The 24,282-nt window shown below is 44.3% G+C and carries 22 protein-coding genes and 1 pseudogene; 8 read left to right on the top strand and 15 right to left on the bottom strand.

What is annotated here, in order from left to right:
* Positions 1 to 76: 76 nt before the first annotated feature.
* Positions 77 to 859 carry a DNA-binding transcriptional regulator KdgR gene (gene kdgR / locus EAE30_RS04190; RefSeq protein WP_123014810.1) on the bottom strand — a complete coding sequence of 261 codons (783 nt, stop codon included), beginning with the start codon at positions 857 to 859 and terminating at the stop codon, positions 77 to 79.
* Positions 860 to 1,102: 243 nt separating this feature from the next.
* On the opposite strand from kdgR, the gene kduD reads away from it, so the two are divergent.
* The 4 genes from kduD to EAE30_RS04170 are packed head-to-tail and all read left to right on the top strand — an operon-like array spanning position 1,103 to position 3,429.
* Entirely contained in the window at positions 1,103 to 1,864 is a 762-nt protein-coding gene (gene kduD / locus EAE30_RS04185; RefSeq protein WP_123014809.1) for a 2-dehydro-3-deoxy-D-gluconate 5-dehydrogenase KduD, read from the top strand.
* Positions 1,865 to 1,882: 18 nt separating this feature from the next.
* Entirely contained in the window at positions 1,883 to 2,401 is a 519-nt protein-coding gene (locus EAE30_RS04180) for a YgjV family protein (RefSeq protein WP_123014808.1), read from the top strand.
* 20 nt (positions 2,402 to 2,421) lie between these two features.
* Positions 2,422 to 2,745 (top strand): cupin domain-containing protein, encoded by a 324-nt coding sequence (locus tag EAE30_RS04175; protein WP_123014807.1) that lies wholly within the window; start codon positions 2,422 to 2,424, stop codon positions 2,743 to 2,745.
* A 48-nt stretch (positions 2,746 to 2,793) separates the two neighbouring features.
* Entirely contained in the window at positions 2,794 to 3,429 is a 636-nt protein-coding gene (locus tag EAE30_RS04170) for an RpiB/LacA/LacB family sugar-phosphate isomerase (protein ID WP_123015008.1), read from the top strand.
* Here the strand turns inward: EAE30_RS04170 and EAE30_RS18730 are convergent.
* Positions 3,426 to 3,566 (bottom strand): hypothetical protein, encoded by a 141-nt coding sequence (locus tag EAE30_RS18730; protein ID WP_164711786.1) that lies wholly within the window; start codon positions 3,564 to 3,566, stop codon positions 3,426 to 3,428. The two genes, EAE30_RS04170 and EAE30_RS18730, sit on opposite strands and share 4 nt — an antisense overlap.
* A 70-nt stretch (positions 3,567 to 3,636) precedes the next feature.
* Between EAE30_RS18730 and kdgK the strand changes: the two genes are divergently transcribed.
* Positions 3,637 to 4,575, top strand: a complete 939-nt coding sequence (gene kdgK, locus EAE30_RS04165) for a 2-dehydro-3-deoxygluconokinase (RefSeq protein WP_123014806.1) — start codon at positions 3,637 to 3,639, stop codon at positions 4,573 to 4,575.
* Positions 4,575 to 5,198 carry a bifunctional 4-hydroxy-2-oxoglutarate aldolase/2-dehydro-3-deoxy-phosphogluconate aldolase gene (locus tag EAE30_RS04160; RefSeq protein ID WP_123014805.1) on the top strand — a complete coding sequence of 208 codons (624 nt, stop codon included), beginning with the start codon at positions 4,575 to 4,577 and terminating at the stop codon, positions 5,196 to 5,198. The genes kdgK and EAE30_RS04160 overlap by 1 nt, the downstream gene beginning before the upstream one ends.
* A gap of 88 nt (positions 5,199 to 5,286) precedes the next feature.
* On the opposite strand, the gene EAE30_RS04155 is transcribed toward EAE30_RS04160, so the two are convergent.
* From EAE30_RS04155 to EAE30_RS04145, 3 genes are all read right to left on the bottom strand, one after another.
* The gene (locus EAE30_RS04155) at positions 5,287 to 5,622 is read right to left on the bottom strand and encodes a zinc ribbon domain-containing protein YjdM (RefSeq protein ID WP_123014804.1); all 336 of its coding nucleotides are present in this window, start codon (positions 5,620 to 5,622) and stop codon (positions 5,287 to 5,289) included.
* A 143-nt stretch (positions 5,623 to 5,765) separates the two neighbouring features.
* On the bottom strand, positions 5,766 to 7,997 hold the full coding sequence (locus EAE30_RS04150; protein WP_241967541.1) for a right-handed parallel beta-helix repeat-containing protein: 2,232 nt from the start codon (positions 7,995 to 7,997) through the stop codon (positions 5,766 to 5,768).
* A gap of 75 nt (positions 7,998 to 8,072) precedes the next feature.
* Positions 8,073 to 8,816 (bottom strand): oligogalacturonate-specific porin KdgM family protein, encoded by a 744-nt coding sequence (locus tag EAE30_RS04145; RefSeq protein WP_123014803.1) that lies wholly within the window; start codon positions 8,814 to 8,816, stop codon positions 8,073 to 8,075.
* A gap of 636 nt (positions 8,817 to 9,452) precedes the next feature.
* Between EAE30_RS04145 and EAE30_RS04140 the strand changes: the two are divergent.
* Positions 9,453 to 10,175: pseudogene (locus tag EAE30_RS04140) on the top strand (sodium:solute symporter family transporter); the annotation flags it as partial.
* Between the two features lie 35 nt (positions 10,176 to 10,210).
* On the opposite strand, the gene EAE30_RS04135 reads toward EAE30_RS04140, so the two are convergent.
* From EAE30_RS04135 to EAE30_RS04115, 5 genes are all read right to left on the bottom strand, one after another.
* Entirely contained in the window at positions 10,211 to 11,158 is a 948-nt protein-coding gene (locus tag EAE30_RS04135) for an IS30 family transposase (RefSeq protein WP_123014135.1), read from the bottom strand.
* A gap of 220 nt (positions 11,159 to 11,378) precedes the next feature.
* Positions 11,379 to 12,128 (bottom strand): hypothetical protein, encoded by a 750-nt coding sequence (locus EAE30_RS04130; protein WP_123014802.1) that lies wholly within the window; start codon positions 12,126 to 12,128, stop codon positions 11,379 to 11,381.
* Positions 12,125 to 15,616 carry a T6SS effector BTH_I2691 family protein gene (locus EAE30_RS04125; RefSeq protein WP_123014801.1) on the bottom strand — a complete coding sequence of 1,164 codons (3,492 nt, stop codon included), beginning with the start codon at positions 15,614 to 15,616 and terminating at the stop codon, positions 12,125 to 12,127. The genes EAE30_RS04130 and EAE30_RS04125 overlap by 4 nt, the downstream gene beginning before the upstream one ends.
* Positions 15,609 to 16,505 carry a DUF4123 domain-containing protein gene (locus EAE30_RS04120; RefSeq protein ID WP_241967539.1) on the bottom strand — a complete coding sequence of 299 codons (897 nt, stop codon included), beginning with the start codon at positions 16,503 to 16,505 and terminating at the stop codon, positions 15,609 to 15,611. The genes EAE30_RS04125 and EAE30_RS04120 overlap by 8 nt, the downstream gene beginning before the upstream one ends.
* Positions 16,505 to 18,619 (bottom strand): type VI secretion system Vgr family protein, encoded by a 2,115-nt coding sequence (locus EAE30_RS04115; protein WP_199287049.1) that lies wholly within the window; start codon positions 18,617 to 18,619, stop codon positions 16,505 to 16,507. Before EAE30_RS04115 ends, EAE30_RS04120 begins: the two co-directional genes overlap by 1 nt.
* 200 nt (positions 18,620 to 18,819) lie before the next feature.
* On the opposite strand from EAE30_RS04115, the gene EAE30_RS04110 reads away from it, so the two are divergent.
* Positions 18,820 to 19,767: an IS30 family transposase gene (locus EAE30_RS04110; protein WP_123014135.1), complete on the top strand. Its 948-nt coding sequence runs from the start codon at positions 18,820 to 18,822 to the stop codon at positions 19,765 to 19,767.
* Here the strand turns inward: EAE30_RS04110 and EAE30_RS04105 are convergent.
* The 5 genes from EAE30_RS04105 to EAE30_RS04085 all read right to left on the bottom strand — a co-directional run bounded on the left by EAE30_RS04105 (position 19,756) and on the right by EAE30_RS04085 (position 23,964).
* On the bottom strand, positions 19,756 to 20,250 hold the full coding sequence (locus tag EAE30_RS04105) for a hypothetical protein (protein ID WP_123014799.1): 495 nt from the start codon (positions 20,248 to 20,250) through the stop codon (positions 19,756 to 19,758). The genes EAE30_RS04110 and EAE30_RS04105 overlap by 12 nt on opposite strands.
* A 314-nt stretch (positions 20,251 to 20,564) precedes the next feature.
* Complete coding sequence (locus EAE30_RS04100) at positions 20,565 to 21,512, bottom strand: IS30 family transposase (RefSeq protein ID WP_123014135.1); 948 nt, start codon at positions 21,510 to 21,512, stop codon at positions 20,565 to 20,567.
* 172 nt (positions 21,513 to 21,684) lie between these two features.
* Positions 21,685 to 22,017, bottom strand: a complete 333-nt coding sequence (locus EAE30_RS04095; protein WP_123014798.1) for a hypothetical protein — start codon at positions 22,015 to 22,017, stop codon at positions 21,685 to 21,687.
* A gap of 10 nt (positions 22,018 to 22,027) precedes the next feature.
* Positions 22,028 to 22,261, bottom strand: a complete 234-nt coding sequence (locus EAE30_RS04090; protein ID WP_123014797.1) for a hypothetical protein — start codon at positions 22,259 to 22,261, stop codon at positions 22,028 to 22,030.
* 110 nt (positions 22,262 to 22,371) lie between these two features.
* Positions 22,372 to 23,964, bottom strand: a complete 1,593-nt coding sequence (locus EAE30_RS04085; protein ID WP_241967538.1) for an RHS repeat-associated core domain-containing protein — start codon at positions 23,962 to 23,964, stop codon at positions 22,372 to 22,374.
* Positions 23,965 to 24,282 lie beyond the last annotated feature (318 nt).

Here is a 24,282-nt window from a genome sequence, read left to right as displayed (position 1 = left end):
TAATTTTAAAACGGTGTTTTAATATCCTCATAATACAAAAAAGCCAACATCTTGGATGCTGGCTTTTTCACATTTTTTATACTGGGTAATCGTAAAAACCAAGGTTCTCAGAAATAGTGCGGCAGGCTCGATGCAGCATAGTAACGTATTCAAGCTTACGCGATTCATCGAAGCGAATCGTTGGAAAAGACATAGAGACCGCCGCAATCACACTGCCAAATCGGTCATACACTGGCGTCGCAATGCAGCGTAAACCTTGCTCTTGTTCTTCATTATCTTCGGCAAAATGTTGTTCACGTACTATCGCCAGTTCTGCTAATAACTGATCAACATTGCGCACGGTCCGCGGGGTATTTTGAACAAATTCGACGTCGCGTAAGGTACGACGAACAAATTCTTCTTCACGCTCTGCCAGCAAAACTTTACCAATTGCCGTACTGTACAAAGGATTACGACGCCCAATTCTTGAGTACATTCTTAGATTATAACCTGAGTCAATCTTGTGTACGTAGATAATGGCATTGTCATCGAGCGCACCTAAATGCAGAGCTTCATTGGTTTGCTGGTTGATGTACTGCATTTCTTTATTGGCGAGTTCGGCAATGTCGACATACTCTAAAGACTTCGAGCCGAGTTCAAACAACTTGAGTGTTAAAGAATACTTATCCGCCTCACCTTCTTGTGACACATACCCTAGCGTCTTCATGGTCTGCAAAAATCGATAGGTTGTCGCTTTGGACATCATCAAGCGCTGTGACAACTCAGAGACACCAATCTCCTTTTGCTCACCAAGAGCCTGTAAAATACTGAATACTTTTAATACCGACGATACCGCTTCTGGTTGAGTTGATTTTTCCATTCATAATCCCCTTTTAGCTATCTCCACATTATAGCGACTTGTTATTGACGTACCAGTATTTTTAAAAAGCCTTTTCAGAATTTTGAAACCTTGCACAGCTCAATGAATAAAAAAGAAGATCTGAATCAAGATTTTTGAAACATCTTTTCAATAAAAATTGCAAAGCGTTTTCCTATGGAACATGATGAATACCTACACCGAGATTAGGTCGGTATTTCTTCATCTTTTCGTAAGGAAGTTACTATGGTTCTTGAATCATTCAGTCTTAAAGGCAAAGTGGCCATTGTCACGGGTTGTAATACCGGTCTTGGTCAAGGTATGGCATTAGGATTAGCACAAGCAGGCTGTCATATCGTCGGTGTCAACCTCTCGGCCCCCACGGATACACAGCAAAAACTTGCTGCAATCGGAGCTCAGTTTCTCGATATTCGTGCCAATCTCATGACACTCGATGACATTCCCTCGATTATTGAACGCGCTGTCGCTGAGTTTGGTCAGATTGACATACTGGTCAACAATGCAGGCATCATCCGCCGAGCCGATGCGATCGAATTTTCTCAACAAGACTGGGATGACGTCATGGATATCAATGTGAAATCCGTCTTTTTTATGTCTCAAGCGGTAGCAAAACAATTCATCACCCAAAAAACCGGTGGAAAAATCATCAACATTGCGTCGATGTTATCGTTCCAAGGCGGTGTCCGCGTACCGTTTTATACCGCGGCGAAAAGTGGTGTGATGGGAATTACCCGTTTAATGGCCAACGAATGGGCCAAACACAATATCAATGTCAATGCGATCGCTCCGGGTTACATGGCGACCAACAATACCGAAGCACTACGAGCCGATACGGAGCGAAATAAAGAAATAGTCGAACGCATTCCAGCTGGGCGTTGGGGTACTCCAGATGATCTTGCAGGCCCTTGTGTGTTCTTATCTTCAAACGCGTCAGACTATGTGAATGGATATACGCTTGCGGTCGATGGTGGCTGGTTGGCACGCTAAATCATAAAGGATAACTGAGTGACGGTTTATGACTTCGCACAATGCCTAGGCTTGGTGAGTTTTGGGTTGGGCATTTCGACGTTTTATCAAGAAAATGACCGCCGACTCAAAATAGTGATGCTGGTTTTTAACCTCAATCACCTTGTGCATTTTGTGCTACTTGGCTCGCCCGTCTCTGCGCTGAGCACGGGTCTATCTGCCTGCCGTACGGCAAGCGCACTTTATACGTCATCCAAATGGGTGGCGGGAATATTCGTTGTCATTGGCGTCAGCCTCAGCCTACACACTGCAGAACATTGGTATGACTTGTGGTCCATGGCTGGTATGACCATTGGCACAATTGCCATTTTTACCTTAACAGGCATCGCAATGCGAGTCGCGTTCATTATTGGAGCCGTATGTTGGTTAATTAACAACATCCTCGTCGGGTCCATCGGTGGAACCTTACTCGAAGCCACATTACTTTCAATCAATAGCTTGACGATTTACCGCTTAGCTCGTGACAAGAAACGGGCACTCGCTCGCCAAGCACTGTAAATCCTATATGGGAGGCCATCATGTTTGTTTATAACCGCGATGTAAAACTTGAAGACTTAGGTGACGGCGTAAGCCGTAAGATACTGGCATATAGCGAGCATATTATGTCGTGCGAGGTACATTTTGAAAAAGGCGCGGTTGGCGCTCTACATCACCACCCTCATGAACAACTGACCTACGTGTTGTCGGGGTCTTTCGAATTTACCATTGGTGACGAGAAAAAAGTCGTTAATCAAGGGGATGTTCTTTATAAACAACCGAATATCGAGCATGGTTGTGTGTGTTTAGAAAAAGGCGTCTTGCTCGATACCTTTACCCCGATGCGCAAGGATTTTATCGCATAACCTCTTGCACGGTTATCAATACGGATTCATTCCAAAGGAGACACAATGATGAAAATTGCACTAATGATGGAAAACAGTCAGGCGGCAAAAAATGCCACGATTCTCAATGAACTCAATACCGTAACAGAGCCTTTAAATCACGATGTGTATAACGTCGGGATGTGTGATGACAATGACCATCATCTCACCTATATTCACCTCGGTATCATGGCAAGCCTACTATTAAACTCGCAGGCGGTTGACTTCGTCGTCGCTGGATGTGGGACAGGTCAAGGGGCGATGATGTCTTTGAATGTCCATCCTGGAGTGGTATGTGGCTATTGTTTAGATCCTTCCGATGCCTTTCTATTCAATCAAATCAATAATGGTAATGCATTAGCTCTCGCCTTTGCGAAAGGGTTTGGTTGGGGAGCCGAGCTGAATGTACGCTATATTTTCGAGAAAGCATTCACTGGCGTACGTGGAGAAGGCTACCCCAAAGAGCGAGCAGAGCCGCAACAACGTAATGCCAGTATCCTTAACGCGGTAAAACAAGCCGTAGTTAAAGATAACTATCTCGATACGCTACGCGCCATCGATCAAGAACTCGTTAAGACAGCCATCGCAGGCCCTCGCTTCCAAGAATGCTTTTTCACTCACTGCCAAAAACCTGACATTGCCGCTTATGTGAAATCATTGCTTTAATGCCAAGATTGAACCGGATGTGACTTAGTAATCCCAAGCCAGCGCAATGCTGGCTTTTCCCCTCCGATAGTCAGAAAGTCGGGCTTGATGGCCCACCATAAAGCAATAAAGACTGACATCACAATTAAATAAACCATTGTTTTAATTTTATTGTTTAAAATGGATAATTATATAATAATGCGCGCTAAGGGCATAAGGAGATATACCATGAAATCAACGAATATCGCCATTGTCGGCGAATGCATGGTAGAGCTACAACAAGCAGGTGACTTATATAAATCCGGTTTTGGTGGGGATACCCTCAATACCGCGGTCTATCTTTCGAGACTGACGAGCCAATACGGTATCGAGACCGCCTATTTTACAGGATTGGGGCGCGACCCTTTTAGTCAAGCGATGTTGAGATCCTGGCAGGAAGAAGCGATCGATACGACGCACGTACGGATTTCAAACTCAAAACTACCGGGGATGTACGCCATTGAAACCGCAGTGGATGGCGAGCGCAGTTTTTATTATTGGCGCAATGATTCAGCCGCCAAATACTGGCTGCGTGATATCCCAGTTAACGATCTCGCCAAAGAATTCTCACAGTTCGACTGGGTATATCTCAGTGGAATAAGCTTAGCAATACTCCCCACCGATTGTTTGGACATCCTCTATCAGGCGCTATCACTCTGTCACCAATCCGGAGTCAAGGTTGCCTTTGACAATAATTATCGCCCTAAGCTGTGGGAGTCACAGACGCAAGCACAACATGTCTATAAAACATTCATGGCACTCACAGATCTCGCCTTTTTGACCTTTGAGGATGAGATCGCATTGTGGGGAGACAGTCACGAAGAGCAAGCCATTACTCGCGCACAGCAATGTGGCATTCAAGAAATTGTGATCAAGCGTGGTGCTAAGCCGTGCATGATCATCGCTCAGCAAGAAAGGGAGAGCGTGGCCGCTCAATCCATTGAGCATGTCGTCGATACGACAGCCGCTGGCGACTCATTCAGTGCCGGCTATCTTGCCAAGCGTATCATCGGCGGCTCACCATACGCGGCCGCACAACTTGGTCACCAGCTTGCTGGTACCGTGATTCAGCATCGTGGCGCAGTCATAGCACGCGACTTGATGCCTCAAATTCAAGGACATAACTAATGAGTGATTTAAATCAGAAACTGAGTGATATAAAAGTTGTACCGGTTATCGCCATTCAAGATGCCAGCAAAGCCGTGAAGTTAGCACAAGTATTAATGGATAATGGACTGCCGTGTGCCGAAATTACCTTCCGCACGAGTGCGGCCATCGAATCCATTCAACGCATCCGAGAAGCGTTTCCTGATATGCTCATTGCAGCCGGCACCGTGTTAACAACAGCGCAAGTCGATGACGCGATACAAGCTGGCGCAGACGTGATTGTGAGCCCCGGATTCAATCCCACAACAGTCAAATACTGCCAACAACGCCATATCACCATCATTCCCGGAGTGAACAACCCAAGCTTAGTAGAGCAAGCTATGGAAATGGGCCTTAACACCTTGAAATTTTTTCCTGCGGAAGCCTCTGGTGGCGTCGATATGTTAAAAGCGCTCAGTGCCGTTTATCCCGTCACGTTTATGCCAACTGGCGGCATTAAACCAAGCAATGTAAAAAGCTACCTCACACTTCCTAATGTGATTGCCTGTGGTGGAACTTGGATGATTCCGAATGACTTGATTGAAAATGAGCAATGGGATGAACTGGCCAAGCTCGTCAAGGAAGTGGCAAACATCATCGCTTAAAGCGCGCTCCACTATCAGAGGAAGTACTGTATCAAGGGTTCAAGCCCACCGCCTTAATTGGCGGTGGGCTTTCTTGCGTAAAGTCACACTACGCTTTTTTCACAAAGTGAGCGGTGATCATCATGTCTCCGGCCCCATCCACTTTGCAATCGAGCTGATGATCTTTGCCGTCACCGATATGTCGAATCACCGCTTTAGTCCCTATTTTAAGCACTTGTGAGCGGCCTTTGACTTTCAGATCTTTGGCAATGGTAACTTTGTCACCCACGGCTAATTGAGTACCGTTTGCATCTTTTACTACGAGGATGTCTTCTTCAATGGTCTCATCTGGATTCCATTCATGAGAACATTCTGGACATATCAAATACGCAAGATCGGCATACACATAGTCCGACTCACATTGTGGGCAAGGTGGGTAGTTCATGAAGACATCTCATTGTTCATGGTGATCAAAAAGAGACGTATCATACCCTAATTTGGCGGCACCAATAATACAATCGATGATTAGCCACGTATAAAAAAGCCTCACCTAAGGAGGGCGAGGCTTTTACCAGATTGGCATTCTTATCAATGAAGGCGTAGTGCTCTGATGTTTTGCACGGCTTGCTGACCTGGAACCCTTGCATGTTGATCCACCCGAGCTGCGTGTTTGAGTTGTTCTAACCAAGCCCCAGTAACAGGACGGCCTTGAGCATCAACAGTGACTTCTTTTTGTATAAACCGATTGTTGTGTAGGGTATGACCATGTACCACATCACTATACCGACTGCGAACATAGAATCGATAAGACTGATTATCTGTCAATGTGCCTTGTTTTACCTTTGCGGTATAAGGACTTTTACGAAATAAATAATTAAACCGTTTGTTGTCTATCGAGAGATTGTGCTCGACTGTTAACGCCCCCGGGTTAAAGTTATCCGTAAATCCATCCATGTGGTTATGAAACGCAAGACTATTTTTTACACTATGAGCAACAGGAAGTCCTTCACCACCCAGCTTGAATCCGTTACCACGTGTGCCTCCTCTCGCTTTCTCAGTTAAGGTTTGTCCATTCATATAAGCCACGGAGTCAATGATGGTCACCGCACCATTTGGACCATCTTCCACTTTATTAAACAAGTCATAACCGTCATCAATGTTATGGTGAGAGATACAACGAATTAATGCATTACCATCACCGACACGCATTTTAACGGCAAAACCATCAGCATTAATCTGCCCTTTATCCATATTGTTGTCGCTTTCGCTATCCTTCACCACATTGTAGCTCGCCCATAACGCACGCCCAATATTACTGGGAGAAGAGATTTGGAAACCAGTATCTGGCGCATTATGAGTATGCATATGATCAAATTCATTGTGACTACCATGAACAATTAACTGTCCACCATCCTCTTCCAGATGAGATACGCTCCAATAACTCGCCTCATGCATGTATTGGCCTTGAATACGCGCATGCTTACCTTGAGCTTGCAACACTTTCCGGTGATTTGACGTTCCGCTTGCTTTGAGAGGAATAGTGAATGCAGGATAATCACCGTCTTGCAGTAAAATCTTGCCACCTGGGGGTAACACACTGATCGCTTGTTGCAGCGTTAAATGCCCGCCTGTTCCATCTGGGTTCACCACAATGGTCTCAGGCTCGGCCATCGAGACTTTTATCACCGTTTGCTGATATGTTAACGGACTTAAGTCTGGACCTTCAATGGGTTGAAATGCTACGTCAAATTGCGTTTTTTGCTGTTCCAATGTGGCGTGGTAGCGAAACATATCTCCAGCTTTGATCGGTTGAGTGTGAGCCACTTCGTGCCCATCTTGTTGCAATCGATAAACTCCCGAGTAATTGGCCCGAGCTTGAAAGATATAATTTTTTGTTGCAGAACGGTCGGAGGAGGCAGGCTGTAATACTGGGCGAACTAATTGGGCATGATAACGTGGCGCATTCGGTGTATTGGCAGCAGAAAGCATCAAATGAACATCACTCACCGTCATTTTGGCGTTGCGCGCGGCAAAGAAACCCACATACTGATGCTCGCTCTCTTGCATCTGGACAATATTGGCATTGGCCCCTTTAACGAGCAATACTTGACGGCGTTGACCATCCGAGTAACTGACTGTGTAACCTTCATCGGAACGAGACAATGTCATGCGATATGGATGTGTCTCACCAAACGAGACGCCTTTGACATATTCCGTTCGACTCATTCGGTTACCCGCCGTACCCCATGGTTGATAGATCCCCTCTCGAAAATTACCGTCAATATTCACTAATCCGTTATCGCCTTTTTCATTGGCTCGAATCACGTTCATCACCATATTAGAGGCCGCAGGAAACTCTTCCTGACCTTGTGGCTGTGGATCCATCCTCGGTTTACCAATCACATCTCGTACCATCAAACCCGCACCCTCTTGACGATTAGGGAAGGCGCCAGTCTCTGGGCCAAGTTGATGCAACACAACCGTAGCAGATAAAGAAAAATTCACATTCGCCGGCAGTTGCGTGTAGTAAAACGTGCCTCCTTCATGGGAGTTTGCTAATTTTCCACCCCGACTTTCAATCGTAAACTGCGATGCAATCGGGCCGGGTTGCACCTTATGACCACGTGTCGTGACCTGGTTGAGGCCGACTTTATTGGGTAAAATGGTCGATCCAAAGTTGCGATCCGTCGATTGCCCAAATGTTATTGCTTGCCATGTTAACGCTTGGCTATTCGTCATAACGTTGTCGCTAGATTGTGGAGAGCATCCCACCATACATAGTACAGCGGTCATCGACATCATCATCGATAGTTTTTTCATAGCAATGATTCCTATAATGCGAAAGCTGATTGCGATCCCCTGCAAGTCCGCTTTTTGATTGATGGTCAGTGTTGTTTAGAAGCTGTATTTCATGCCGATACGGATTCTTGGACGCCATTTGTCAGGGGTAGTATCGCCTTGATAAACGTAATCTCCAGACTTATAAGGTTTAATACCTAGCTCCATGAATGGCGCCCACTGACTATCAAATCCGGAGTACTCACCTTTTATATTCCACTCCGAGAACCAAGATTGACGGTCTTTCCAACGTGGAGAGGACGAATCCGGATTAAAGGTGTAATCAACATCCATCGTCAATTTTATGTTCTCAATACCTTTATAACCTGCGCTAAATGTCCAGCGGTTATAGTGGCTATTCGTCGCATCTGAACCCTCATCGGTATGCTGTTTATTCTCATAATGATACCGATGCCGAAACGACACACTCCAATCATCATTGACCTTATAACCCAAGGTTAAATTGAACTGATGCCCAACACGATCAGACTTCGATTCCCACTTGTACTGAGGTTTTAAACTCCATTGGTCATCAATGTGGTACAGATAACTCACATTGGCCTGATTGCCATTACCTGTTTGTTCGCCCAATGCATCCTCATTTTGGCTTTTCCATTTGGCTTCTATTTCAAAACCAACCCCATTAGAGAAACGATTTCCTACCGCTACGCGATCTGCCTGCTGCGCAGCTTGACCATCGTAACGAGGAACAAATTCATGACGGAGGTTTATGTATGACGCCTGTGCTGTGGTTGCGACCATAGCCAAGGCCAAGGTAGAGATACACATCAAATTATTCATTTTGAAATACCGTTTTATTTTAAAAAAATCACATCAATAAAATACGACGATTTCAAAAATTAAAAAGATAATGATTTTAATTTTGTGATCAAAAAACAACAATATTTTTATTAAAAATAAATATGTGACATAAATAAAACATTATTTCATTTTTAAAAAATATAAGAAGTGTAAAAGATTTAAATCGTGAGAAAACACCCAATCACATATTCAATACTATGTATTTACCCACTAACACTGACGATACCGGTGACAGATCTAGCGATAAACTCGTTGAAATACATGATTATCTATAAAAGTAGATACATCTAAAAATAACAAATAATACATTGTTTTTATTTGAAATATTATTGCTATGAAAACTCAGCACTCATAAATCGAGTCATCCATCACTCCACCGGTCAAAAATCCTTCCCCAAATGGACACAAACAGTACCACAGTACCAGATATACTCTAACCAAAGTCACTAAGAATCCATCATTCCCTCATAGAATCATCCCCTAACTTTCCGTGAAACCCGTCACATATCTTTATACATTTACATAAATGAACCGATGTTTCGATTTGAATCACAGTTGAAAATCAATAACGAAAATATACTTCGATAAAATTAAAACATCGTTTTGGAGAATACTATGGAATACGACTATCTGGTGATAGCTGGTTACTTTGCATTAATGATTATGATCAGTGTGTTATTCAAAAAAATGGCGAGTAAAAGTACGAGCGATTACTTCCGGGGCGGTGGGAAAATGCTTTGGTGGATGGTTGGTGCAACCGCTTTTATGACCCAGTTTTCCGCATGGACATTTACCGGGGCTGCTGGTAAGGCTTTCAGCTCAGGCTTTGAAATTCTCGGCGTGTTCATTGGTAACATGGTCGCCTATGCATTTGCGTACTTCTATTTCGCAAAACGTTTTAGGCAAACACGCGTAGACACTCCGACTGAAGGCGTACGACGTCGGTTTGGTAACGGTAACGAGCAATTCTTTACGTGGGTTATCATCCCACTCAGCGTATTAAACGCTGGAGTCTGGTTAAATGGATTGGGCGTCTTTGCGTCTGCAGTTTTCGATACCGATATAAATCTGACCATCTATTTAACTGGGGCTGCGGTACTCTTAGTCTCTTTAATCAGTGGCGCATGGGGGGTAGTCGCCTCCGACTTTATTCAAACCCTCGTTGTCGCGGTGATTTCAGTCGCGTGTGCAGTCGTCGCTTTATTTGTCGTTGGCGGTCCAGGAGAAATCATTGATAAATTTCCAGGCGGCTTCGTGGTTGGTCCTGATATGAACTATCCATTACTGATCGTCGGGTCCTTCTTATTCTTTATTGTCAAACAACTGCAAAGCATTAACCCGAATTCAACTGCGAAGTGCGACACTCTCCAATATCAAGAAGCTAAAGCCATCTCCTCAAATATAATGGCTGCCTGCTTGAAGCCTAAACACTTTCTCGGACGGTAATTTATCCGCGATAAAGCGAACTCTATATCGATGTCCGTCACTGTCGTTAGATCGGTTCCTTTCTTCACATATTGCCTTAAAAGACCGTTCGCATTCTCATTAGCACCACGCTCCCAAGAACTGTACGGATGAGCAAAGTACACATCAGCCTTTAATTCTTTTGCGATGGTTTCATGACCTGCAAACTCTCGCCCGTTATCTGCCGTAATGGTATGGACATGTTTCTTATAGGGCTTCAGTAGCTCTATTGTCGCTTTGGTGACATCATCCGCTGACTTAGATGGCACTTTCTTTACCACGTAAAATCGAGTCTTACGCTCTAAAATAGTCACCATTGCACCTGTACCATGCTTACCTAGCACAGTGTCGATTTCCCAGTCACCAAACCGCTCCTTACTGTCAACGATGCTTGGTCTATCATCAATCGAAACGGCATTTTTTATCGCTGGAGCTTTCTCTTGTTTACCTCGGCGATACCGCTTATGACCTTGTCTCAAGTGACGATATAACTTACCGCCCAAGCGTTTATCTTGAGCAACAAAGCGATAGATCCACTCATGACTGACAGATGCACCAATTTTCGTTAATACATTAGAAATCTGCTCTGGACTCCAATCTGTTTCTAAAAGAAGGCGGATAAAATCGACACGTTCCTTTGGTATTCGGTATTTACGTGCTGTTTTGCGCTTTTTGGTAGACGACATCTGGGCTTCGTTAGGGCAATAATGCTCTCCCTTCCGACCGCGTTTAAGCTCACGGTATACCGTCGAGCGGTGGCACTGAACTGTTTTAGCTATTTCAGGAACCGAAATTCCCCGTTCCAAAAGAGCAGAAATCTGGTATCTTCTGCCTTCGGTCAACTGTTGATAATTCATGGTAGTACTGCTTGTTTCTTTGGCGAGAAGAGCGTACCACTTTCAGCAGTTGGCTTCCTCTTCTACATATTTCCATGAATGTCGCACTTATTATCTGAAATCGGGCCTCTTCTACATATTTCCATGAATGTCGCACTTATTATCTGAAATCGGGTGTTTTTAAACAATGATTTTGACTGCTTGATATTGAATATTAATGATCGATTTATTCTAATTAATGCTATTTAATAGGATTTTGTTCTCGATAAGATTTAAACATTTTTTGCATAAACTCATCATTATACGCATCATTACTCGTTTTTACTCTAAGAAAATCAGGCTGCTTTAATATCATATATAAATTGTTTATTATAATATTTTTTGTATCTTCATTATTATAAAAAAGCTTTGTATCTCCGCAGTTTATAGGAGCACTACTCACAAACATGATATTATGTTCATCATAGATATCATAAATTTTCACTTCACCCCAAAATAGATAATTCCTTTTGTCAACTTTAGGTTTAAAATCACGAAAGGCGAACGACATCAATGCAAATGCTCCTGCCCCAACAAATACCGCTGGGCCAACTACAACCGCTGCGACAACACAAATTCCCATTCCAAACCAAGCAAACCCTCTAAAAAATCTATAAACTGATTCCGGAATATTTTGCTGTGTATAGGTAATGACCCCTTTTTGGGTTAATTGATAACAACATTTATTATCAGACAATTGCAGAAAGTAGACAAAATAGCATGCTAGAGTTAATCCTACATACATAGGGATCAATGTTATATAAGCTTCTTTCAGTACTACAAACCAAGTATATAATATGCCAACGATTAACATAGGCAAAGCACCAAGACAAAACCTAGCTAGCTTACTATTTTTCCCGATGATAGCAGGATAAATCGCTTCCCATTCAAAGATAATCTCTTCGCTATCGAGCTGTGCTTGTCGTTGTTTTATCTCTTCATTGGAAATCATGATGCGCTCACTGTCAGTTCATTTACGGTCACAGGTTTACGTAATACGTCTTGTGCGGATTTCAATTCAAGTTGTCCTTGGTTTTTCCCTTGTGTAGACATGACATAACCAATTTTTTCCGTCGACAGAATATTAGAAGGGACATCCAAGAATATATTGTAAGCAATATCATTCTGTTTAAGTAACGCCACGGTATATACAGGTCGTTCACTTTCTCGATCAATAGACCATTCCCCCTGAGTATTCACAAGTTTTGGAGCAACTTTATCAGAATCAAATTTATACCTATTCGTTGGCGCGATGTACTTAGTACTGATATTTAAGCCAATGGTTCTCCCCTCAAAGACTTTAGGCATAACGATTTTTAATTCCCAGTCATAGGTCTCTTGAGCCATACTAAGATGATCAGACACAACGTATTTAATATTGACTTTTTCTAGCGAAACACTTGGCTGATAAATCAGATTTTCCAGTCGTTTGATTTCTTCTTCCACGCTCCATTCATCATTATAATCCACACCCCAAGTCGATTGCCGTAACCATTTCGCCATTTTCGGCAATGTAAAGACAGCAATAAGTACTGTGGCGAGTAAATATACAATACCCGCCACCCACAAACCGGTGACAAATATAGGTGCAAACATTACACCAATACTCAGTTGCATACCACTTCGGATAGCAAGTGAAAGCCCTGCTTGTGCTAATGATATACCCCCTTGTAAGGCTAGAGCAGTAAACTTTAATCCATAAAGTACTTTTTCCGCACCTGAATTGCTATGGCTCCACATTTCACCCCAGCAATTGGCGCCTTCCAGCGCGGCGGCAACCGCGCCTAAAACACCGGCTGCTAGCGTTCTCATGATTAATTTATTCGCGAGTGCTTTACCGCCTCTTTGAGCCACATAAGAAAAGTCATTTTTCTCCCATCCATTGATCATAACTTGAGACCAAGATTTATCACGAAACACCGAAATCACCGCATTGGCGGTCCAAGCCCAAGTGGAAATCAGCTCTCGATCGGCGGCATCAAAACTGTCATTCTCGTTGTTTTTAAACTCATAGGCTTGGGTCACCGAATTGAGGTTAATCACGTTGAGTACCGCAATCAAACTGCCTAAACCACCCAGGTATTTCCACGCCTCTTTGCTCTGATTAATGTTCTTTAGAACCTGCTCTTTGATCGTGTGCACTTGGCTGCGCAACTCTTGATTGGCAAGCGTGACAAACTCGGGCTTATCGAGTTCAAGTTGCACCTTCTCGGCTTCAAACGCCTGACGTTCTTTGGCAATGTGCTTATCATTAACCGCCATGCCACCGCGAGCAAGGCTATTGTTAAAGTTTATGAGTCGGTTTTGATACTCTAATACTCTACGCTGATACTGTTTAAGCTCAGCTTTAAAATTGTTATTGGCTTTAATGGATGCCTTTTTACCTCCGCCGAGCTTATGCATCAACATCATTCGAAAAGCACTGGTCAGGGAATGTAATGCGTTCACATTAGGATTACTGCTGGTTGTGGACTTCAGGTACATCAGGTTATCCATCATGGCACTGAAATAACCACTTGCGTGACTTTGATACACCGTTTTGAAGGACTCTATCGACTTTCTCACCGGGAGCACTAACGCTTGATACCACTGCTGATCATCCAGCCGGGTGTCATAGATAAACGCTTGCGATTCTGAAATCCGTCCTAATACATTCCCCCAATCTCCCGCCGAGCCCAACGAGGCCGCGCTGATATTTTGTTCATTAATTGGATTTGCTGCCTCCAGTGCTTGCCATACCTCTTTTGATAAAGCGAATGGCGCTAAACTCACTAGATTATCAGGGTGACTCAATGACAGTAAACCGACAAACCGCTGCGTCAATGCCTCATCTATCGCCGTATTTTTGAGCATCATTACGACTTGGCTGGCAATCGAGAGAAAATACGCCTGATCAAAACTGTGTTGATTATCTAACCCCAGGGCAAGTGGATTCTTACTCAACTGACGAACGGCGGCTTCCACTTCATTAAAGCGCTGGGTAATGACTTCATTTTTCCCTTGCGTTTGCTGATAAAAATCCAATAGGAACGAATATAGGCCCTGCTCGCCATCTTCATCAAATAAACGAGCTTGCTCGGGAATTTCACTCTCTTTGAGCTTACAATATTGCTCACGAAGCGCTTCATTAATGTCAATCCCACATTGGCTTTTTAATTGCTGAATATTGTTATCGAAATTGGGATAGTTACGTCTAACCATAGATTCAGCATCGTCATCACTTAACGCTAATATCCCACCACGCGGCATACGTTCGACTTCCTGATTAAACTCATAATCCGTTTTGAGTAGCTGATTTAAACGTTCCTCATAACGTAACTCTAGAATTGGATCATTTTTCAAATGCTCAGAAAGCTCAGCAGCGGAGAGCTCATCGGTATCGTGCAGCGTGTCGGGTAACGGCACCGCGGCGATTTTCCGCGTGATTTCCGCCATGCGCACTTTGTGAGTCTTTTGCTCACTGCCGACCACCTGCTCTTTTTCCGCCCATGAGAGTGCTAATTGCGCGGTTAAATCACACAAATCGGCTAGCGGATCATCGAGGGCTATAAACAACCCTGCGGTTTTATCAGGCAGCGTATACTCGTTTATCGTCGCTCTGGGTTTGACTTTCACTAAAGGCGTGTCGTTCACGCGCTTCTCAAGCGCTTCTTTTTCAGGTGTGGCTGGAAATGGCAATGTAACAGGCTTATCGTCAATGCCATTCATTTTCATGAATTCGTCATCGGATACATTTAAGCCATGTAGCCAGCCTAAGCCTAATTCTTCCGGTTCCGGTTGGGATGGTTCGGTTTGTTTAAGCGGAGTGCAGGTGGTCGTAAACATGTCTTTATAAAGTAGGCTGCCCCCATTATCGATATCCGCCACCGCTTGAGTCAATCCCTCATAATACCCCGCATGATTGCGATACAGGGATTGACCGTGACAATAATTATTGAGATCCAGCTTGCGCATCCATTTTTTACGATCTGATGCGTGAGAGCGCATGTGCTCACACACGCGCCATGTCCAACGATGATAACTAAAACCGAGATACAGCGTATGCTTAGCCGGATACGATAAATACACCTTACTTTCGCCGGCACTGCCACGCTCTTCTGGCGCTTTGCTGGCTTCATCAGCACCCCAATTATATTTAATCAGGTTGGCCCCATCGACTTGATACTCATTGAAAGTCTCGCCATCTTCATCATACACATACAGCCACCCATCACGCAGGCGACGCATCGTATATTTGGCATGCTCTAAATCAAATGGACCATGCCAATCGCCTTCTTCAGGCAATGGGTTAAGCTGATGACCGTTCTCATCCACATCATCAATCGCGTAACGGACGGGGATAATCGCGACACCTTCGCCACTCACTGGGCAACGTTTTGACGGTGAGCTCGCGTCAGTATCACGACCTTTGTTTTTACTTTCTGTAACTGGATTAGCCATTGGATTGTTCTCCTGCCTCGCCTTGTACTGACGTTTCGTAATATGCCCATGCCATCTCTGCGGCTTTTTCTATTCGTTGGGAAGGGGTGGATGCCGATGGTTTCGTCATTAATGTATAGATATTGGGGTGTCGCCTCTCAATGTGTTTGGGGTTATCCCCCACACACGCCAGCACGTTAAAGTATTGCAACAAATCACGTTCTGTCGTAAAACCTTGTTGATACCCGATTGTGGCATGGTCATGAATCCAACCCCCAAAATCAAGGTGCTTACCACGAACCTCAGGGAAGTAACGATCGAGATGCGCGGCGATCGTTTCTAGATTATTACGCCAGGAAATCCGCCCCAACTCTTGCCATACCTCATCATTAAGCACAAACATGGTCTCGCTATCGAGTGAGATGGGATTTTTAGGCGCATGCAGCACCTGCCACCCTAAACGCGTGGGCAACCATGCCGTTTGCATTGCGCCCCAAAAAGGTGAATCCGCATGACTCAATAGTACCCAAGCCACTTCGGAATGGGCCATTTTTAGCATCACCTCACTGTGATACGGTGTCTGCACTTGAATAAAACGACGATAATAATCTCGAAGACTGTCCAGAGGCTCATCTGAGCTAAAAAAGAAACCCGCGGTAATATCATTGAGACTAAAAAACCATTGCTTCACCTCTGCCGTTGCACGCACCATGTAGGGAGAGACTTCCTTTAAGGCATCATAAGGCGGATACAAATACATCGGCTCAATATCTAAATGACCGGGTAATTGATACAAGTACGTAACAAGATTGTCGACTTGGCCGCCATCAACAAACAAATACATTGGCGTATTCACATCGTGCTCAGCAAATGAGGGTTTTAGTTCGCTTAATTGAAATGTGACTACCATTATTTCGCCTTACAACTCTCTGCGACAGAGGCTTTCCCTTTCAGTGCTTCCACTTGCTGGCCAACCGCCAATTCATCCAACTGAGCGACGCTCTCTTGTGGTACCTCGGCCGCTTTTACTTCTTCACTCGCTCCCGATTGAGACGCTACCGCACTCGGCATGATGCCTGCGGCTAAAGCTTTGATTTCTTTTAAGGCTTTAGGCAGTAAGGCGGCGAGTCCTGCGTATCCGGAGCCTGCGCCTGCGCTGCCACCGGAGTTGATATTGATGGCTGAGCCAACCACGGTTACCCCTGCTGCGTCCATTTTGATAAAGCTACCGCCCACTTTGAGGGTCATTTCATCCCCACCGTTTAACACAATCTTGTTACCGGCTTTGAGATGGACCTCACTACCCGCATCCACAATGGTTTTGTCCGTGACTTTTTGTTGCAGTGAGCCTTTTATATCTACATTGTGATTTTTGGTAATTTTAGTGCGGCTCTCGCCACGGATCGTCAAATGACGGTTATTTTTGACTTGGCTATAACTATCGCGGTCAACGGTGAGATGTTTATCGTTATGAATCAGCTGTGTATGATCGTTTTCAATCAGCCCTTCATAGTCTTTTTGCGCATGCACATGAATTTGCTCGCTGTCCGCTTGATCTTCAAAGCTCAGTTCATTAAACCCTTCCCCTTGATGGGTCTCTGAGCGGATCACGGTTTTGGTTTTATTATCTGGCAATGGATAAGGTGCGGTATTGGTCGCATGATAAGTACGGCCGGTGATGATCGGCTGATCGGGGTCACCATTTAAAAACGAGACAATCACTTCGTGGCCAATCCGTGGAATGGCAAGCATGCCATATTGCGAGCCTGCCCAACCTTGTGACACGCGTACCCAGCATGAGCTATGTTCATCGGCAGACGAATACCGGTCCCATGGAAAATGCACTTTCACACGCCCGTAATCGTCACAGAAAATTTCCTCGCCTTTCGGACCCACGACTATTGCCATCATTGGCCCATCCACCAGCGGTTTCGGTTGCGGGGTGGCACGCCAATTCACCGTGCTGGGAATGGCCGTAAACTGGTTTGAGTAAGTGGTGGCGCCACTGCCGCCTTCTTCTTCTAGTGCTTGAGGCTGGGTGCCTTGATGGGTGACCGCCACCAGCACATAATCGGCATTCATCGCCGTATCAAGGTGCTCAGAAAGCGTGAAACCATACCCCGCTCGCAACGCCGCTTGGTTGCTTTTCCCGCGGAAAGTTTTGGCTTCACGGCGCAGGTACTCTAAACGAATTTGGTTAAACGCTTTACCGGATTCATCATCTTTGAACCGACCAGGCGAATCAAAATGTTCGTAATCGGTCAATTGATAGTCCATATTTTGCCCACGCGCTTGCTGAGCAAATTGATACGCTGGCTTTTTAAAACTGTAATCTTGCAACGCCGTGCTGCTGACTTCGCTGCGAGTATGGGCATTCAATTGTGAAATATACGGCTCATCATTGGTGCCACCTACCAGCGCATTATAGGGAACCGGCGCACTGAGTGAAGGCAGGTTGGCGCTCGCATCGGTAAACACTAACGTGTGCTTGCCTTGCTTATGGGTAAAGTTATACACCAGTCCCTCTTCGGCGGCGAGACGATGTAAAAAGGCTAAATCCGTTTCCCGGTATTGCACACAAAACTCGCGCTGAGCACACGTCCGTTGCAAATTAAAGGCATAATCATTAATGCCCATTTCTTGTAGCAAGGTGGACAAGATGTCAGGGACCGTTTTGAGCTGAAAGATACGGCTGTTTTGACGTAAGGATAACCGTTCCAGTGTGGGGACCAGCGTTAAAGAATAATAGGTAAAGCGATGACCAATATCGCCTTGCGTAAACTGGCGTACAATGCCATTGATACGCTGCACCACCTCGTCATTACGAAACACAGTGACATCCACGGCTCTATCCACCACCTGCTGTGGCGTGATGGTCGATTGTCGGCTTGCTAATTCAAATCGATAGTGAAAGCCGTAGCACGGTTGCCCTTTGAAGACACTCTCTGATAACGATTCATGCCCTTCAAAGCGATGGACAACCAACGTATCGTCATCTAACCCATCGATTTTACTTATAATTATCCTTGGGACTTACCTTTCGTGGATGTCACATATTCAACTCGTTTAGTCGCAAGAACCGTAGAGGGTAAATCTAGGAAAATGTTATAAGCAATACCCCCGATTTCAGATAATAAGTGCGACATTCATGGAAATATGTAGAAGAGGAAGCCAACTGCTGAAAGTGGTACGCTCTTCTCGCCAAAGAAACAAGCAGTACTACCATGAATTATCAACAGTTGACCGAAGGCAGAAGATACCAGATTTCTGCTCTTTTGGAACGGGGAATTTCGGTTCCTGAAATAGCTAAAACAGTTCAGTGCCACCGCTCGACGGTATACCGTGAGCTTAAACGCGGTCGGAAGGGAGAGCATTATTGCCCTAACGAAGCCCAGATGTCGTCTACCAAAAAGCGCAAAACAGCACGTAAATACCGAATACCAAAGGAACGTGTCGATTTTATCCGCCTTCTTTTAGAAACAGATTGGAGTCCAGAGCAGATTTCTAATGTATTAACGAAAATTGGTGCATCTGTCAGTCATGAGTGGATCTATCGCTTTGTTGCTCAAGATAAACGCTTGGGCGGTAAGTTATATCGTCACTTGAGACAAGGTCATAAGCGGTATCGCCGAGGTAAACAAGAGAAAGCTCCAGCGATAAAAAATGCCGTTTCGATTGATGATAGACCAAGCATCGTTGACAGTAAGGAGCGGTTTGGTGACTGGGAAATCGACACTGTGCTAGGTAAGCATGGTACAGGTGCAATGGTGACTATTTTAGAGCGTAAGACTCGATTTTACGTGGTAAAGAAAGTGCCATCTAAGTCAGCGGATGATGTCACCAAAGCGACAATAGAGCTACTGAAGCCCTATAAGAAACATGTCCATACCATTACGGCAGATAACGGGCGAGAGTTTGCAGGTCATGAAACCATCGCAAAAGAATTAAAGGCTGATGTGTACTTTGCTCATCCGTACAGTTCTTGGGAGCGTGGTGCTAATGAGAATGCGAACGGTCTTTTAAGGCAATATGTGAAGAAAGGAACCGATCTAACGACAGTGACGGACATCGATATAGAGTTCGCTTTATCGCGGATAAATTACCGTCCGAGAAAGTGTTTAGGCTTCAAGCAGGCAGCCATTATATTTGAGGAGATGGCTTTAGCTTCTTGATATTGGAGAGTGTCGCACTTCGCAGTTGAATTCGGGCGACATCAATGCAAATGCTCCTGCCCCAACAAATACCGCTGGGCCAACTACAACCGCTGCGACAACACAGACTCCCATTCCAAACCAAGCAAATCCTCTAAAAAAGCCATATACTGATTCTGGGATATTTTGCTGTGTATAGGTAATAACCCCTTTTTTGGTTAATTGATAACGACATCTATTATCAGATAATTGAAGACAGTAGACAAAATAAAAGGCTAATATTAATGCCGAATATATGGGAAACAACATAATATAGGCGTCTTCCACTATAACAAGCCAAGTCAATAACATTCCTACAATTAACATGGGCAAAGCACCAATACAAAATCTTATTAACTTCCCATTTTTACCAACAATAGCAGGATACATCGCTTCCCATTCAAAGATAACCTCTTCGCTATCTAGCTGTGCTTGCCGTTGTTTTATTTCTTCATTGGAAATCATGATGCGCTCACTGTCAGTTCATTAATGGTCACGGGTTTATTTAATACATCTTGTGCGGACTTTAATTCCAGTGACCCTTGGGATTTACCTTTGGTGGACGTCACATACCCGACTCGTTTAGTCGCAAGAATCGTAGAAGGTAAATCTACAAAAATGTTATAACCAATACCTTTCTAGAACGGTAACATACAGAGTAGATGAGGATTACACTTCCTTTAAACAGTTCAAGAGTCTTAAGTATGACGATTGGTGGGTTAAAACTCAAACAGCCAATTATGCCCGAATTCAACTGCGAAGTGCGACACTCTCCAATATCAAGAAGCTAAAGCCATCTCCTCAAATATAATGGCTGCCTGCTTGAAGCCTAAACACTTTCTCGGACGGTAATTTATCCGCGATAAAGCGAACTCTATATCGATGTCCGTCACTGTCGTTAGATCGGTTCCTTTCTTCACATATTGCCTTAAAAGACCGTTCGCATTCTCATTAGCACCACGCTCCCAAGAACTGTACGGATGAGCAAAGTACACATCAGCCTTTAATTCTTTTGCGATGGTTTCATGACCTGCAAACTCTCGCCCGTTATCTGCCGTAATGGTATGGACATGTTTCTTATAGGGCTTCAGTAGCTCTATTGTCGCTTTGGTGACATCATCCGCTGACTTAGATGGCACTTTCTTTACCACGTAAAATCGAGTCTTACGCTCTAAAATAGTCACCATTGCACCTGTACCATGCTTACCTAGCACAGTGTCGATTTCCCAGTCACCAAACCGCTCCTTACTGTCAACGATGCTTGGTCTATCATCAATCGAAACGGCATTTTTTATCGCTGGAGCTTTCTCTTGTTTACCTCGGCGATACCGCTTATGACCTTGTCTCAAGTGACGATATAACTTACCGCCCAAGCGTTTATCTTGAGCAACAAAGCGATAGATCCACTCATGACTGACAGATGCACCAATTTTCGTTAATACATTAGAAATCTGCTCTGGACTCCAATCTGTTTCTAAAAGAAGGCGGATAAAATCGACACGTTCCTTTGGTATTCGGTATTTACGTGCTGTTTTGCGCTTTTTGGTAGACGACATCTGGGCTTCGTTAGGGCAATAATGCTCTCCCTTCCGACCGCGTTTAAGCTCACGGTATACCGTCGAGCGGTGGCACTGAACTGTTTTAGCTATTTCAGGAACCGAAATTCCCCGTTCCAAAAGAGCAGAAATCTGGTATCTTCTGCCTTCGGTCAACTGCTGATAATTCATGGTAGTACTGCTTGTTTCTTTGGCGAGAAGAGCGTACCACTTTCAGCAGTTGGCTTCTTCTTCTACGCTTTCCATGAATGTCGCACTTATTATCTGAAATCGGGATAAATCTAGTCCATCTCAGCCAGCTAACTTGACCCCATTATTTTTGTTTTAAGTTGACATCAGGAAATTAAAATTTTTCAGCTGTCACTAAATCATCCATTAAGATTCCTATCTTATCTATTTCACCACATTCTTTCTGAAAAATATCTGAACTTTCATTTTTCGAGCTAACCAATAGCTCATTTCCATCAGACGTTACAGCAAAAGATATAAGTCCAGTTTTATCATCATAATTATTGACATCATATATATCTAAAAAATACTGTAATTCCAGAATGAAACCAACCTTTTTGAACTTAAAAGTAGCAGGTAATTTTCCATTATTTTTTTCATAAAAACCCATTAGACTTTCAGGTAAAGAAAAGCCCGAAACATCTTCAAAATTAACTTTATTTATCATAACAACCTACCTATTCAGGATATGCGGTAAAAAATTTACCACTATTAGGATCAAATCTAACAACCGCTTTGTTAGTTTGTGATTCAGTAAAAGGACCTCTATTGGCATGAGTTCCTTGGTTTTTAATACTTAGCCCTATTTGTCTATCAAATTGAACTGGTATTTCATTTCTAGACTTGTTTTTTTTCTTCTCAAGAATAGCGCGTCTCAATGTCTGATAATGGTCCTTATGAGTTAAAAACATACTAGCCTTTTTTGTTGGAAGTCCAGGTTCTCCGGTGGTGGGGTTTGGATAATTTATATCTTGAACCCTTTTATACTGTGATTGAATTCCGGTTTGAGCTCCATGCTTGTCTAGAGAGTGACATTATCAGTACCATATAAATTCTCCAAAAGCTCAACTCTCTTCTTATAGTCCTCCTCAGTTAAAGATGATTCTGGTGGAGTACTTTGACTTGAATTAGTAACTTGGGGACTATCATTTTTTTTACACGGTCCCTTACCAGGAATATCATGCAACCCCAACGGATCCACCCACCCCGTCGGATTCGGCACATATTGGTAGTTATTCAAACCACCGGCAAGGCCAATGGGGTCGATGGTGATGAAACGCCCTGCACTCGGATTATAATACCGGTGACGGTTGTAATGTAACCCCGTCTCCGCATCAAAATACTGACCTTGGAAGCGCAGTGGGCTGTCGATTTTCGCAACGGTTTTCTTAAACACATTCCCATAAGCGCGATATTGTACCGACCAAACCGTGTCACCTTGTGGGGTGGTAATATCTAAAGGCGTACCGATTTGGTCTAGGTGGTAGTGATAAACCTCTGCTTCTATACCTTCGCCTTTCAATAAAGCGAGCGGGCGGAAGGTACCGGGCTCATACACATAGCTTTGATACTGCTCGCTGTTGGTCATTTCCGCGATGAGATTATCGCCTTGCCATAAAAACTCGATGGTGGTTTCCACACCGGTTTTGTCCATCACTCGTTTTTCAATACGGCGACCAAAGGCGTCGTAGCGGTAATGCGCTTGGCTACCATCGGGCATGGTGACCTTGATTAAGCGATGCTGGCAATAGTATTCGTAGTGCGTGACTAAGCTTTGCTGTTTGCCGCGGCTTTCTTTGATTAACCGGCCAAACTCATCGTATTCGTAATGGCTATCGCCATTAATTTTCAGTTGGTTGCCCGGCGCATGCTCAAATAGCTCACTGTTTTTCAGATTGAGGTGATTGGGTATGAGGTTACCTGTCGCATCATGCGTGAACTGCTCATCCAAATTGCCCCGCACCGCGGTTAGCCGAGACAGAGGGTCGTAATCATAAAACGTGTCGCCGCGCTGCTTATCGGCGATGTGCGTTAGGTTGCCCGCCCCATCATACGCATATTGGCGGCGCTGCTTTTCACGCCCTTGCACCATTTGCGATTGGTTCACGAGGCGACCTTGGTCGTCATAGTTAAAATGACTTTTGAGCGCGCCTTGATTACGCATCATTTCCAAGCCATTTTGGAAAATATGCTGCGTTAGTACCTTATCATTAAGATGTATCGCTCTTAACACGCCGCCTTTGGCCCGCTGATAAGACAAGACATTGGTATCCGGCAGTTGCCATTGGCTCAGTAGCCCTAGCGCATCGTATTCATAGTATTGCGATGACCAACCGGCGTGCGATTCAATCACACGGTCCATGATGTCATAACGCCACGCTAACGGCGTTTCACCGTCATCGACCGAAGTGAGGTTACCGTTAGCATCGTATTGATATGCTATTTTTGAACCATCCGGCAGCGTTTTTACCAGCAACCGACCGAGCGCATCACGCTCAAAGGTGGTTTCAAGCTCAGTGCCACTGGTGCCGGTTTCCACTTTACTTAAGAGCTTACCGTTTAAGTCATAGGTGTACGCAAGGCTTCGGCCGTCAAACGTGGTTTCTTTGCTCACTAACCCGTTCGGGAGATAATCAATATGATAGGTATACAGCGTGGTGTAACCCGCTATCTAATAGCATGAAGAGTGACTGTTTACTAAAACGATTATACGATGAGATATTGAACGCTTCTAAGAAATAGACAATGCCCACCCAGAACTGGATTAAAGCATTGTCTCAACTGGAGAGCCACTTGATTAGGAACTGAGATGGAGTATTAACTATTTTAGCCAAAGTTAGCTTAGACAGAGTTATGATCACGCTCTTATATTATTCTCAGTGGTCCGCTTATTTTTTCTAATCCCTCCAATCACTGTTCATAGACTCATGAC

The sequence above is a fragment of the Vibrio zhugei genome (assembly GCF_003716875.1).
Lineage (GTDB): Bacteria > Pseudomonadota > Gammaproteobacteria > Enterobacterales > Vibrionaceae > Vibrio > Vibrio zhugei.
Note: the sequence above shows the minus strand (reverse complement) of the source record. Positions and strands in the feature narration are given on the sequence as shown.